13 protein-coding genes are annotated in these 12,954 nt (G+C 56.0%); 9 read left to right on the top strand and 4 right to left on the bottom strand.

What is annotated here, in order from left to right; all coding sequences use genetic code 11:
• Position 1 precedes the first annotated feature (1 nt).
• From hisD to N9C89_RS02935, 9 genes are all read left to right on the top strand, one after another.
• Positions 2 to 1,330 (top strand): histidinol dehydrogenase, encoded by a 1,329-nt coding sequence (gene hisD, locus N9C89_RS02975; protein WP_263952352.1) that lies wholly within the window; start codon positions 2 to 4, stop codon positions 1,328 to 1,330.
• A gap of 51 nt (positions 1,331 to 1,381) precedes the next feature.
• Positions 1,382 to 2,431, top strand: coding sequence for an ester cyclase (locus tag N9C89_RS02970; protein WP_263952351.1), 1,050 nt, complete (start codon positions 1,382 to 1,384; stop codon positions 2,429 to 2,431).
• Positions 2,431 to 3,198 carry an SDR family NAD(P)-dependent oxidoreductase gene (locus N9C89_RS02965; protein ID WP_263952350.1) on the top strand — a complete coding sequence of 256 codons (768 nt, stop codon included), beginning with the start codon at positions 2,431 to 2,433 and terminating at the stop codon, positions 3,196 to 3,198. Before N9C89_RS02970 ends, N9C89_RS02965 begins: the two co-directional genes overlap by 1 nt.
• Complete coding sequence (locus N9C89_RS02960) at positions 3,195 to 4,211, top strand: LacI family DNA-binding transcriptional regulator (RefSeq protein WP_263952349.1); 1,017 nt, start codon at positions 3,195 to 3,197, stop codon at positions 4,209 to 4,211. The genes N9C89_RS02965 and N9C89_RS02960 overlap by 4 nt, the downstream gene beginning before the upstream one ends.
• Positions 4,208 to 5,182, top strand: coding sequence for an ester cyclase (locus tag N9C89_RS02955; RefSeq protein ID WP_263952348.1), 975 nt, complete (start codon positions 4,208 to 4,210; stop codon positions 5,180 to 5,182). The genes N9C89_RS02960 and N9C89_RS02955 overlap by 4 nt, the downstream gene beginning before the upstream one ends.
• A gap of 152 nt (positions 5,183 to 5,334) precedes the next feature.
• A complete protein-coding gene (locus N9C89_RS02950) occupies positions 5,335 to 6,297 on the top strand; it encodes a cupin domain-containing protein (protein ID WP_263952347.1) in 963 nt (320 codons plus the stop codon).
• An 18-nt stretch (positions 6,298 to 6,315) separates the two neighbouring features.
• Positions 6,316 to 7,440, top strand: a complete 1,125-nt coding sequence (locus tag N9C89_RS02945; RefSeq protein ID WP_263952346.1) for a cobalamin-independent methionine synthase II family protein — start codon at positions 6,316 to 6,318, stop codon at positions 7,438 to 7,440.
• Entirely contained in the window at positions 7,437 to 8,129 is a 693-nt protein-coding gene (locus tag N9C89_RS02940) for an alpha/beta fold hydrolase (protein ID WP_263952345.1), read from the top strand. Before N9C89_RS02945 ends, N9C89_RS02940 begins: the two co-directional genes overlap by 4 nt.
• Entirely contained in the window at positions 8,129 to 8,824 is a 696-nt protein-coding gene (locus tag N9C89_RS02935) for an RraA family protein (RefSeq protein ID WP_263952344.1), read from the top strand. Before N9C89_RS02940 ends, N9C89_RS02935 begins: the two co-directional genes overlap by 1 nt.
• A gap of 193 nt (positions 8,825 to 9,017) precedes the next feature.
• On the opposite strand, the gene N9C89_RS02930 is transcribed toward N9C89_RS02935, so the two are convergent.
• From N9C89_RS02930 to N9C89_RS02915, 4 genes are read right to left on the bottom strand one after another with little or no spacing between them, the layout of a single operon-like run.
• Positions 9,018 to 9,800: an ATP-binding cassette domain-containing protein gene (locus N9C89_RS02930; RefSeq protein ID WP_263952343.1), complete on the bottom strand. Its 783-nt coding sequence runs from the start codon at positions 9,798 to 9,800 to the stop codon at positions 9,018 to 9,020.
• Between the two features lie 13 nt (positions 9,801 to 9,813).
• A complete protein-coding gene (locus N9C89_RS02925; protein WP_263952342.1) occupies positions 9,814 to 11,025 on the bottom strand; it encodes a sugar ABC transporter permease in 1,212 nt (403 codons plus the stop codon).
• A gap of 51 nt (positions 11,026 to 11,076) precedes the next feature.
• Positions 11,077 to 12,120, bottom strand: a complete 1,044-nt coding sequence (locus N9C89_RS02920; RefSeq protein ID WP_394358467.1) for a substrate-binding domain-containing protein — start codon at positions 12,118 to 12,120, stop codon at positions 11,077 to 11,079.
• A gap of 46 nt (positions 12,121 to 12,166) precedes the next feature.
• Positions 12,167 to 12,946 carry an oxidoreductase gene (locus N9C89_RS02915; RefSeq protein ID WP_263952341.1) on the bottom strand — a complete coding sequence of 260 codons (780 nt, stop codon included), beginning with the start codon at positions 12,944 to 12,946 and terminating at the stop codon, positions 12,167 to 12,169.
• Positions 12,947 to 12,954: the final 8 nt, after the last annotated feature.

The following is a 12,954-nucleotide window of genomic DNA, read 5'->3' as shown; positions in this document are numbered from 1 at the left end:
TATGACAATCACACACCTCAAAAACGGCAAACCCGCTGCAGACCGCGCCGAAGATGACGCGAAAACCGCAGAGGTTGTGGCCGCGACTTTGAAGGACATCGAAACGCGCGGCGACGTTGCGGTGCGCGAGTTGGCCAACAAATTCGACGGTTATGACCGCGAGAGCTACTGCCTGACGCAAGATGAGATTGAAGCGCTAATCGCCAAGGTAAGCCCGCGTGATTTGGAGGACATCAAGTTCGCTCAAGAGCAGGTTGTGAATTTCGCGCAGGCGCAGCGCGACAGCATGAAAGATATCGAAGTCGAGACCCTTCCCGGCGTAATCCTTGGCCACAAGAATATTCCGGTGCAATCTGTTGGCTGTTATGTGCCGGGCGGTAAATTCCCGATGGTCGCCAGCGCGCATATGTCGGTGGCAACCGCCAAGGTCGCAGGTGTTCCGCGGATCATTGCCTGCACCCCGCCCTTCAACGGCGAACCAAATCCGGCAGTTATCGCGGCTATGCATTTAGGCGGTGCAGATGAAATCTATGTACTTGGCGGCATACAGGCCGTTGGCGCAATGGCGCTCGGCACGGAAAGCATCGCCCCTGTGCATCTGTTGGTCGGCCCGGGCAACGCCTTTGTCGCCGAGGCCAAACGGCAGCTTTTCGGCCGCGTCGGGATCGACCTTTTCGCAGGTCCGACCGAAACTATGGTGATTGCCGATGAGACAGTTGACGCAGAGATGTGTGCCACCGACCTGCTGGGTCAGGCAGAGCATGGATACAACTCCCCTGCTGTTCTCGTTACCAATTCACGCAAACTCGCTGAAGAGACATTAGCCGAGATCGACCGCATCCTTGAAATTCTCCCAACTGCCGGCACCGCGCGTGTAAGCTGGGAGGACTATGGCGAAGTGATCCTTTGCGACACGTATGAAGAGATGCTCGAGGTTGCCGACGATATTGCATCAGAGCATGTTCAAGTGATGACCGACCGCGACGACTGGTTCCTTGAAAACATGACCTGCTACGGTGCTCTGTTCCTTGGCCCGCGCACCAATGTGGCCAATGGCGACAAGGTGATCGGCACCAATCACACGCTCCCCACCAAAAAGGCGGGTCGCTACACCGGCGGGCTCTGGGTTGGTAAATACCTTAAAACACACAGCTACCAGAAGGTCACAACCGACAAGGCCGCCGCCGAGATTGGCGCCTATGGCTCTCGGCTCTGTATGCTTGAAGGGTTCGTCGGCCACGCTGAGCAATGCAACCTTCGTGTCCGTCGCTATGGCGGTGTGAACGTACCTTATGGCGAAGGCGCACCGCATCAGGACACATCAGATTAATATTGCAACCGGAAGGCCATGCGTGCTTCCGAACGATACGAGACAACTAAAATGGATGTTCAAACCAAGAACAAAGAGCTGATCGCGCCAATTCGGGCGGCGATGTATGATTTCAACGAAGCCGATGTGCGCAAAGCGCTCGCCAATGCATCGGCGCCTGACGCAGTCTTCCATCTGTGCTTTCCCTTTGGCGACAGCGTCGGCAGTGACGCATTCTATGACACCGCCTACAGAGATTTATTGGATGCGTGGCCAGACCTTGAGCGGCGCGACTACATCGTCATGGCTGGCCCAGACGAAGATGGCGCGGAGTGGGTTGGATGCGGTGGATACTACACCGGAACCTTCGAGGCCCCTTGGCTTGATATTCCCCCGACCGGTCATCAGGTCCATATGCGGTTTCACGAATTCTTCCGTGTCGAAAACGGCAAGATCGTCGAATTTCAGGCGCTGTGGGACATTCCCGAAGTCATGATGCAAGCAAATGCTTGGCCACTTGCCCCATCTCTTGGGCGCGAATGGCATATTCCGGGCCCTGCAACAAACGATGGCATCGTGCAAGGCCCGTATGACATGGAAAAAGGGACCCAAGCGCGTCAGCACATTATCGATATGCTCGAACACATGAAGCGCCATCCAAGCGAGGGCGGCCCGGAAGTCATGGAGATGGAGCGGTTCTGGCACGAAAAGATGAGTTGGTATGGCCCTTCTGGCATCGGAACAGGGCGCGGCATTCGGGGTTTCCGCAACTGGCACCAAATCCCTTTTCTGTCCGGCATGCCGGATCGTGGTCAATATGTGGACGAGATCGATTATCATTTCTTTGGCGATGGCGACTACGCTGCCGTCACTGGCTGGCCGGACATGATCCAAACCGTCACTCACGGTGGCTGGCTCGGCATTGCCCCCTCGGGCAAGAAAATCACCATGCGCAGTCTGGATTTCTGGCGCATCGAAAACGGCAAAATCCGCGAAAATTGGGTGTTGGTTGATCTATTGGATGCGTATCATCAACTCGGTGTGGACGTGTTTGCGCGTCTGCGAGAGTTCAACAAGGTGCGGCACATGCAGCGCCTGAATATCCCAGATGGAATGAGTTGATGCAGCAATTGCCCAAAACCCCTTCGTTTCGCCTTGATGGCAAACGCGCCCTCGTCGCAGGAGCCAGCGCCGGAATCGGCCTTGCCTGTGCTGCGGCTCTTGGTGAAGCGGGGGCCGAAGTCACCCTCGCCGCGCGGCGCGTAGAAACGCTAGAGGCTTTGGTCGAGAAAATGACAAACGCAGGCATGAAGGCGCATGCGCTGCCGCTTGATGTCTCTGATATCGAAAGCACGGGAGCCGCGATTGAGGAGAGCGGCCCATTTGACATCCTCGTCAACTCCGCAGGATTAGCCCGCCACAGCCCCGCGATCGACACAACAGAAGCGGATTTTGACGCGGTCGCTGACCTCAACATAAAAGGCGCGTATTTCCTCACACAAGCCGTTGCAAAAGGGCTGATCAAGGCCGGAAAACCCGGCAGCCTTATCAACATATCCTCGCAGATGGCCCATGTGGGCGGGCTAGATCGCGCTGTTTACTGCGCAACGAAACACGCAGTTGAGGGATTTACCAAATCCATGGCGATCGAGTGGGGCAAAGCGGGCATTCGGGTCAACACGATCTGTCCGACGTTCATTCTGACTGACTTAACGCGCACCACATTTGAGCAGCCTGAAAAACGCGCGTGGATCGAAGACAAGATCAAGCTCAACCGCGTTGGTGAGGTAGAAGACATCATGGGCGCCGTGCAGTTTCTCGCGTCTGATGCCTCAAGCCTTGTAACCGGCACATCGCTCATGATCGACGGAGGGTGGACAGCGGAATGAGCAAAGTCACCTCCTCCCAAGTCGCAGAGCGCGCAGGCGTAAGCCAGTCCGCAGTTAGCCGCGTGTTCACACCTGGCGCATCGGCCTCCAAACGGACCGTTGAAAAGGTCAAGAAAGCCGCCGAGGAGCTTGGCTATCGCCCAAACTCACTTGCCCGCGCGATGGTTTCAGGCAAGAGCCGCATCATTGGCCTTGTCGTCGCGTATCTGGAAAACCACTTCTACCCTGAAGCGCTGGAAAAACTGTCAAATGCACTTCAGGAACAAGGATATCACGTTCTGATTTTCATGGCGTCAAACAATGCCGAGAACATCAACTCTGTGGTCGAGGAAATTCTTGATTATCAAGTCGATGGCATCATCACGGCTTCTGTTGCCATGTCATCGGAATTGACCAAACGGTGCCGCAAAGCAGGCATTCCGATTGTCCTTTTCAACCGCTCGCAAGATGGCCCGGACCTCTCGTCCGTGGCATCCAACAACGTTGAGGGCGGGCGCAAAGTTGCGGAATTCCTGATTGCTGGGGGACACCGTAAAATTGGCTATATCGCAGGGTGGGAAGGCGCATCGACTCAGCGCGACCGTGAAACAGGGTTCTGTGCGGGATTGGCCGCGCACGGTCTTTCGCTATTCGCCCGCGCTGACGGCGATTTCAAATCAGAGAAAGCCGCCGAAGCCGCCCGCAATATGTGCCAAGGCGAAGACCGCCCAGACGCCATTTTCGTTTGTAACGACCACATGGCCTTCGCGGTTATGGATGTGCTGCGTTTTGAGCTTGGATTGTCTGTTCCTGGTGATGTTTCGGTTGTTGGATACGACGATGTGCCGATTGCCGCATGGCCTGCCTACAGCCTCACAACGGTCCGCCAACCCGCAAACCGAATGGTTTCAGAAACCGTCGAGTTATTGCTCGCCGAGATCGACGCAACGGGGCAAGGACCACAGAAAATAGAGATTGACGGACCGCTCATCGTGCGCGGTTCGGCGCGTGTACCGGAAGGATGGAGCACATGAAGGGATTTGACAGCAAGTTCAAGGACTTTCCCGACTATATCATCGGGATAACCAAGGAGATTTGGGAAGATCGCGGCATCGCTACGCTGCATGATTACTACGCACCGGATATCATCGTCCGGTCGCCAGCCTCTGTTGTCGTCGGCAATCAAGATGTGATCGGTGCAACGATGGCGACGCTTGCGGAATTTCCCGATAGAACGCTGCTTGGCGAGGATGTGATTTGGTCCGGCACTCCAGAAGAAGGCATGCTCTCTTCGCACCGCCTTTTGTCGACAGCAACGCATCTGGGCCACGGGGTATATGGCAAGGCTACAGGCAAAACGCTGACGTATCGGATCATCGCTGATTGCCATGCTATCAATAACCAGATCAACGACGAATGGCTCATTCGAGATCAGGGCGCAATCGTTGCGCAAATGGGATGGGCCCCCAAGGATTTTGCACGCGATTTGATTACGCGCGAAGGTGGACCTGAGAAATGCGTAAAGCCTTTCACCCCCGCCAACGACAAGCCCGGCCCTTATAAAGGCAAAGGGAATGACAACGAATGGGGCGCTAAATACGCGGACATTCTCAACCGTATCATGAATGCAGACATGTCGGTCATTGAGCGCGAATACGACCGCGCCGTGCAATCGGAATACCCCGGCGGCATGACGGGGCATAGCTGGGGGCCAGTTGATCGCTTCTGGATGGGGTTACGTGCCTCATTCCCGAACGCAAAGTTCACCATCGAGCACCAAATCGGTCGAGACGACCCGATGATGCCGCCGCGCGCTGCGTTGCGCTGGACACTCCATGGCAAGCATGACGGCTGGGGCGTGTTTGGTGCGCCGACCGGGGCCGATGTATATATCCTTGGTGCGAGCCATGCAGAGTTTGGCCCTTGGGGGCTGCGCCGCGAATACACACTTTTTGATGAAACCGCCGTCTGGAAGCAGATCCTGCTTCAAACAGGAGAGCTCTAAGGTGCTCGCGCGCACGCCATATCTAGACGCAAGTCAGGGCAGCCGGAGGTTCCATGCCTTTCGCGCTTCGCGTCGCGCGCGACGCCTGAACAATCGTCCGCCCGGCCTTCTGGTTTGACCCGCTCAAATCAGAACCAATAGGAGACAAAACAATGACAACTATTCAAGACCGCATCGTACGTTATGGCGATCTGCGCCCCTGTAAAACAGCCTTTATCGACGCCCACACACCAGGCTCCGATCAAAAGGAAAACTTCACCATTATTGGCGGCGGCGTCAGCGAAAGCCCCGATCAACACGTACACATCACCGACCAAATCGGCTTCAACATCGGCGCTGCAGGTCAGCCGCCCAAATGCCGAAACTCGCTTCATTCCCATACAACGGCAGAGGTGTTCTTTGTTCTCAAGGGCCGCTGGCGGTTCTTCTGGGGCCGCTATGGAACTGCGGGTGAATTCGTGGCCGAGGAAGGTGACATTTTCAACATTCCAACCGGCATTTTCCGCGGGTTCGAGAACATCGGAACCGACTACGGAATGATCATGGCCGTCCTCGGCGGAGATGACGCGGGCGGCGGCGTAACTTGGGCGCCACAAGTTATCGAAGACGCGAGCAACCACGGGCTTGTGCTCGGCGAGAACGGCACACTGTACGACACTAAAAAAGGCGAGACATTACCCCAAGGCGTAAACCCGATGCCGCTTTTGACGGAAGAAGAGCTGAAGGCATTTCCCGAAGTTCCTGTCGATGGTGTCATCCGTGATTATGTCGCGCGGTATTGGGACCTGATGGCGCTTGCCGGCAAGCAACCCGCCAAGGTGATCGGCGAGGATGCATTGCTCAAGGACAAGCCGGGTTTTGAGATTGATTTCTTAACCCGAGGTTCAATTCCAGACGAGATGCACAGCCATGACAAACCAACAGTTTTGATGCCAATGCGCGGACACTGGAAGCTCCGGTGGCAGGGGGGCGAAACCGTTCTTAATCCTGGCGATACGTGCCTGATTAACCCAGGAGAAGAACACGCACTCGCCCCATCGATGACCGGCGAAGCGAGCCTCTACCGCGTTCGCACCACCGATGATCCCGCCGGCCTGACCTGGACCGGAAGCTAACCTCAAGAGGAGCCCATTATGACCCGTATCAAAACAACCCATGTGGGCTCCTTGCCGCGCACGCAGGATGTAGTCGATTTCATTTTCGCACGCGAGAATGGCAAGCCCTTTGACACAGATGCCTTTGACACCTGCATGACGGAGGCCGTTTCCGAAACGGTTCGCAAGCAGGTCGAGGCTGGAATTGATATCGTCTCTGACGGCGAGACATCCAAGATATCCTACGCCACATACGTCAAAGATCGCTACACCGGCTTTGACGGTGACAGCCCGCGCAATCCGCCAGCGGACCTCAAGATGTTCCCCGGTTTCCTGAAGCGGTTGGCCGATGATGGCGGAACTCCGCAATACGCACGCCCTATGTGCGTTGGCGAGGTACGATCCAAAGGTCAGGGCGAACTCGAAAAAGACATCGCCAATCTCAAAGCCGCAATGAAAGAACATGGAGCGGAGCGCGGATTTATGAATGCCGCAAGCCCCGGGGTGATCTCTCTGTTCCTTCAGAACGACTACTACAAGTCGCGCGAGGCTTATCTTGCGGCTCTAGCTGATGCGATGAAGGCCGAATACGAAACCATCGTGGCTTCAGGGCTTGATCTGCAACTGGACTGCCCTGATCTGGCCTTGTCGCGACATATGCTCTTTACCGATTTAAGCGACGACGAGTTTATCAAAGTTGCCGATATGCACGTCGAAGCGCTCAATCACGCGCTGTCTGATGTACCTACAGAAAAGGTGCGCGTGCACATTTGCTGGGGTAATTACGAAGGGCCACATTGCTGCGATATTCCGATGGCCAAGATGTTTGATACCTTGATGAGCACCAAATCGCGCTACGTGCTGTTTGAAACTTCGAACCCGCGCCATGGACATGAATGGACAACGTTCCGTGACCGTCGCGGTGATATTCCTGACGATAAAGTCCTCGTGCCAGGCGTTGTCGACACAACCACCAATTTCGTTGAGCACCCCGAACTCGTCGCAGAGCGCATCGGTCGGTTTGCCGATATCGTTGGCGCGGAGCGGGTCATTGCTGGAAGCGACTGTGGGTTTGGGACATTTGCGGGCTTTGGTGCCATTGATCCGGACATTGCCTATGCCAAGCTCGCGGCACTATCCGAGGGGGCTGCGCTGGTTAAATGACACCGCTTGTGATGCTCCCTGGTATGATGTGTGATGCGCGGCTCTTTGCGCCGCAGTTTGCCGCGTTTTCCGGTCAACGTATGGTGGCCTGCGCGCCACTTGTTGAACGCGTCACCGTCGAGGGGCTTGCACGCGATATTCTGGCCAACGCCCCACCCCGATTTGCCCTAGCAGGGCTGTCGATGGGCGGGATCGTGGCCATGGAGGTTCTTCGGCAAGGGGGCGAGCGCGTTGAACGCATAGCGCTTCTCGACACCAACCCGCTTGCCGAACTTGAGGAGGTTAAGGCGCGCCGTTTTCCCCAGATGATGGCGGTGCGCGACGGTGGGCTCGCAACCGTAATGCGCGACGAAATGAAGCCTAACTATCTAAGCTCCGGCCCGCGTCGCTATGAAACGCTCGATCTCTGCATGGATATGGCTCTTGATCTGGGGCCGCATGTGTTCCTGACCCAATCGCGCGCGTTGATGGACCGGCCAGACCAAACAGAAACATTGCGTAACGCCAAGATTCCCGCGCTCGTTCTCTGCGGAAGAGAAGATATCCTCTGCCCTGTTGAGCGACACGAAATGATGGCGGATCTGATCGAGGGCGCGCATCTGGAAATTATAGAAAACGCGGGGCATTTGCCCACGCTTGAACAACCCGAAAAAACCAACGCGGCACTGGCCCGCTGGCTGGAGGCATAATGAACGACACTCTTCTAAAGCTGCTTAAGCAGGTCGATACGCCCACAGTGTGCAACGCCATTGAGGTGGCTCAAGGCAAACGCGGCTTTAATGATTTCACGCGCAGTACAATGTTGACGTCACATCCGGATGCTCCCGCGATGGTCGGCTATGCGCGTACCGCACGAATTGCCGCAGTTGCTCCGCCCACCGAAGCGCCAGAGGTGATAAAAGCACGGCGCATGGACTATTATCGTCACATGTCAGAAGGTCCGCGCCCCGCCATTGCCGTGGTTGAAGACGTGGATTTCCCACATTGCATCGGCGCCTTCTGGGGCGAGATAAACACCACCGTCCACAAGGGGCTCGGCCTATCCGGAACGCTTACAAACGGGGTTATGCGCGATCTTGGGGATGTGCCTGATGGATACCCAGTTGTTGCAGGGTCCATCGGTCCGAGCCATGGATTTGTCCATGTAAAAGAGATCGGCGAGCCAGTAACAATCTTTGGAATGCGTGTTGCCGATGGCGATCTGGTTCACGCAGACAGACACGGCGCACTGGTGATCCCACCAGAAGTAATTCCCGAATTGGAAGCTGCAATTCGCAAGTTGCTCGACACAGAAAGCCTCATCCTTGAACCCGCGCGCAAAGAGGGTTTTGACTTTGAAGCCTTCGAAGCCGCATGGGCAGAATTCGAAGCCGCGAGAACTTAGGACGCCGCTTCAATACCTCGCGATTACTTGAGGGCACCAACAAATCTGGCACCGCTTGTGTTGATCAATGTAAGTTGCCGTTGTTGACGACATACAAATCATACCGCGGCTGCACGCTACCAATACAGCGAAGACCGTTGTCATAGAACTTCTACTCCGGCACATCCGAACAGTCCGAGCTTGCAAAATCTACCTACTGGCTCACACGCGCCCCAGGCCCTGGTTCGGCATTGGGAGGGCACTTGCCGAGGATGATCATACCGAGCACTTCGTCCTGAGTTACGTCATCTTTTTTGGCTGACCCCACCACTTGCCCGTTCTTCATAACGACGAGTCTATCGGCAAGATCAAACACATCGTGCATATCGTGGCTGATGAGGAAGATGCCGATCCCTTTGGCTTTGAGTTCGCGGATCAACTCGCCAACCATTGCGGTTTCATGCGGGCCAAGCGCGGCGGTTGGCTCGTCCATAATCAAAACGCGCGCCTCAAAGTGGATCGCTCGGGCGATTGCAATCGTTTGGCGTTGTCCACCAGACAGATCACGACACGGGGTGTTCAGGTTGGTAAAACGCGGATTTAGCTGGTTGATAACCTTGGCTGCATGGTCGCGCATTTGCGCGCTGTCCATAATCTTGAACGGCCCAACCCTCCACGCGATTTCACGCCCCAAGAACAGGTTAGCGGATGCATCGAGATTGTCCGCAAGCGCCAAGGTCTGGTGGATGGTTTCAATGCCCAAGTCGAAAGCCTCTGCCGGGGACGATAGCTCTGCTGGATTGCCGTCAACCAACACGGTGCCCGTATCTCGACGATAGGCTCCTGCGAGCATTTTCATCAGAGTGGATTTACCCGCACCGTTGTGCCCCAAAACAGCAACAACCTCGCCTGGATAGAGATCGACATCTACATCTTCAACAGCATGGACGCCGCCGAAAGCCTTGGACACGCCGCGCATTTCAATAAGTGGTTTCATGATTGTGCCCTCCTCACTCTTCGCCCGACAGATATTTATCCGCCAGAACAGCGACCATCAGGACAAGGCCAATAGCGACCATCCGCTGCGAACTCGAAGCGCCAATCAGCACCATTCCGCTTTCGAGGCTCTGAATAATCAACGCCCCGACAACCGCCCCCGCGATTGTTCCGCGACCACCAGAGAGGGACGCCCCCCCGATCACCGCAGCCGCGATGGCTGAAAGCTCCAACAATTCGCCAGTGCTTGACGTTCCGGCGTTCAGGCGCGCGGTGGTCACAACAGCGGCAATCGCACAGAGAACCCCCATCGCGATAAAGACCTTGAGTACTGTGCGACGTGTTGGAATGCCGTTAAGCCGCGCAGCTTCGATATTGCCACCGATAGCAAAAATGTAACGGCCGAAGGTGGTGAAGCGGGTAACGAACTCCATGAACAGCACAACTGATAGAAGCACAAGTGCAGGAACCGGAATGCCGCGCCCGATATCGCTCCGAGGTTTCATATAGGAGTTCATCGTGGCAACGAATGCGGCAGCAACCACGAATACAGCCAGGAAGCGCAGCAATTTGGTGCGAACGGTCGAGTCAAACCCAAGCCGCATCTGGCGACGATGGACGAGAACTTCTCCAAGACCATAAAGCACCATAATAATCGCAAACAACGCCCAACTCGGGCCAACGCCGAGCGCGCCATCAATACCGCCACCAAACAGCCGATAAACGGGATCAAACGGCGCGAGGGTTTTGCCCTGAGCAACCTCGAAGGCGGCCCCTCGGAAGATAAGCAAACCGCCAAGCGTCACAACAAAAGAAGGCACACCAAAATAGGCGATCCAAACACCGTGCCACGCACCAATCAAGGCGCCAAGCCCGATGCCGATAGCAACCGTGAGCGGCCAGTTCCATGCTGCATCTTGTGGGAAAATCTCGATCTGGAGCAACGCGATGACCATCCCGACGCAGCCCAATACGGACCCCACAGAGAGGTCAATATTGCGGGTCACAATGACCAGCGTCATGCCGCATGCCAAAATGGCGACCACGCTGGTCTGCACAACGAGGTTATAAAGGTTCCGCGCCGAGAGGAACAAACCTCCTGACAAGAAATGGAACGTCACGGCAATAACGACGAGCAGACCAACAAGCGACAACGTGCGAACGTTGAACCCGCGTTTGTTTGTCGGTTCTGCCAACGATGGCGGCTCTAGGGTCTCGGTGGTCATGGCGTTTCCCAAAATTCAGAACGGGCCGGCCTGAAGGCCGACCCAAGGGGTTTAGTTACATGCAGCAGGTGCGTTTTCCGTGACGCCCGCGCAGAGGTCTTCTTTGGAGATCCAGTCGGCATCAACCACCACATCGAGGTTCTCGTGGGTGATTGTTACCGGCGCGAGAACCGATGCGTTTTGCGCCGTGCCTTTGGGGCCTTTGTCCCAAACAACAGAGCCTTCAATATCTTCAGGCGCCGTGCCCTTGGCCAGTTCAAGCGCAACTTTCGCGCCAAGACGGCCAAGTTCGCGGGCGTCTTTCCACGCGGTCACGGTTTGCGTGCCGAGTGCGATACGGTTAAGCGCCGCGATGTCCCCATCCTGACCAGACACAGGAATGCCCTCAAGGCCAACGGATGTAAGCGCAGCAACTACGCCGCCTGCAGTCCCGTCATTAGACGCGAGAACAGCATCTACTTTGTCGTTCACAGCGGTGAGGATATTTTCCATATTTTTCTGCGCGTTATCCGGCACCCAGCCATCGGTCCATTGCTCGCCAACAATTGTGATATCGCCGTTTGCGATAAGTGGATCGATAATCTCTTTCTGGCCCGTCAGAACATAGTGGGCGTATTGGTCTGTTGGGCTGCCTTTGATAATAACGTAATCGCCTTTGGGCTGCGCACGGACAAGCTCACGCGCCTGAATGCGGCCCACTTCGACAGGGTCGAACGCGACATAGTAAACGCCCGGATACTCGATTTGACGTTCATAGGCGATAACCGGAACACCCTCGGCAAGCGCGCGTTCAACTGATGGGATAATCGCCTCGGAATCCCAAGCAACGATGAGCAAAACATCAACGCCACGTGCCAACAAACCGTCGATATCGGATGCCTGACGCTCGTTAGAACTCTGGGCGTCTGCGGTTACCAATTCCGCTCCGGCTTCCTCAAGTCCGGCGCGCAGCCCGCTTTCATCGATTTTCCAGCGCTCTTCCTGATAGTTGGCCCAGCTCATGCCGACCGTGATATCCGCGGCCAAAGCAGGCGCGGTCATCAACGCACTCAGGCTCAAACCAGCCAAGAGGCTCATTACAGATCTTCTCTTCATCTTCTCTCTCCCTATTGTAGGGGCGGATTTTCCGCCCCGATTGGCATTAGGCGCCGGGATTGTCGTCCACAGTGCCTGCAACGTATTGATCAAGATCGATTATTGCCCCCGTCATCATCGCCGCGTCCGAAGAGGCGAGGAAAGAGATGAGGGCGGCGGGGTCTTGGGGCATCAACAAACGCCCGAAGGGTTGTTTTGCCCCGAGAGTGTCGGCCCAGTCCTCCGGCAGGCCATGCACCTTGGTTTGCACCTCTTGTTCGGCAGGCGTCCATGTCCAGCCGAGATTGATGCCAAAAACATGCAGACCATCACGCTTGAGCGTGTTTGCAGCGCCCTTGGTCAACCCTGCTAGCGCAGCCTTCGAAGAGGAATACGCCAAAAGGAAGGGCGGGCCGCCATAGGCAAGCATGGAGCAAATATTCACGATTACACCACCACGCCGCATTACGGGCGCAACGGTCTGCATTAGGAAAAACGGCGCACGCACATTGAGCGCAAAGATGCGATCAAAGGCATCGGGCGTTGTATCAGCCAGGCCGCCGCGTTCGGTTGTGCCCGCCGCATTCACCAAAATATCGACCGCGCCCAGCTTTTGAATCGCTGCGCCAATTTGGCTGGTTACTGTATCGATGTCGCGCAGGTCGATGCTTAGGCTCTGAGCCTCTGCGCCGTCGCTTTCGAGTTTGGCGGCAAGTGCATCAAGTGGTTCTGATTGCCAATCGATCAACAAAAACCGCTTCACGCCATCTTGCTTGAGCCGAAGCACTGCCGCCTCGCCGATGCCTTGTGCGGCTCCTGTTACGATCGCTGTTTTCGGATGTGTCACGTTCTGCC

The organism is Halocynthiibacter sp. SDUM655004 (assembly GCF_026015885.1).
Lineage (GTDB): Bacteria > Pseudomonadota > Alphaproteobacteria > Rhodobacterales > Rhodobacteraceae > Falsihalocynthiibacter > Falsihalocynthiibacter halioticoli.
Note: the sequence above shows the minus strand (reverse complement) of the source record. Positions and strands in the feature narration are given on the sequence as shown.

Excerpts from the sequence above, each read along its gene's own strand:
- hisD (WP_263952352.1), top strand. The coding sequence starts at position 2 with ATGACAATCACACACCTCAAAAACGGCAAACCCGCTGCAGACCGCGCC.
- N9C89_RS02970 (WP_263952351.1), top strand. The coding sequence starts at position 1,382 with ATGGATGTTCAAACCAAGAACAAAGAGCTGATCGCGCCAATTCGGGCG.
- N9C89_RS02965 (WP_263952350.1), top strand. The coding sequence starts at position 2,431 with ATGCAGCAATTGCCCAAAACCCCTTCGTTTCGCCTTGATGGCAAACGC.
- N9C89_RS02960 (WP_263952349.1), top strand. The coding sequence starts at position 3,195 with ATGAGCAAAGTCACCTCCTCCCAAGTCGCAGAGCGCGCAGGCGTAAGC.
- N9C89_RS02955 (WP_263952348.1), top strand. The coding sequence starts at position 4,208 with ATGAAGGGATTTGACAGCAAGTTCAAGGACTTTCCCGACTATATCATC.
- N9C89_RS02950 (WP_263952347.1), top strand. The coding sequence starts at position 5,335 with ATGACAACTATTCAAGACCGCATCGTACGTTATGGCGATCTGCGCCCC.
- N9C89_RS02945 (WP_263952346.1), top strand. The coding sequence starts at position 6,316 with ATGACCCGTATCAAAACAACCCATGTGGGCTCCTTGCCGCGCACGCAG.
- N9C89_RS02940 (WP_263952345.1), top strand. The coding sequence starts at position 7,437 with ATGACACCGCTTGTGATGCTCCCTGGTATGATGTGTGATGCGCGGCTC.
- N9C89_RS02935 (WP_263952344.1), top strand. The coding sequence starts at position 8,129 with ATGAACGACACTCTTCTAAAGCTGCTTAAGCAGGTCGATACGCCCACA.
- N9C89_RS02930 (WP_263952343.1), bottom strand. The coding sequence starts at position 9,800 with ATGAAACCACTTATTGAAATGCGCGGCGTGTCCAAGGCTTTCGGCGGC.
- N9C89_RS02925 (WP_263952342.1), bottom strand. The coding sequence starts at position 11,025 with ATGACCACCGAGACCCTAGAGCCGCCATCGTTGGCAGAACCGACAAAC.
- N9C89_RS02920 (WP_394358467.1), bottom strand. The coding sequence starts at position 12,120 with ATGAAGAGAAGATCTGTAATGAGCCTCTTGGCTGGTTTGAGCCTGAGT.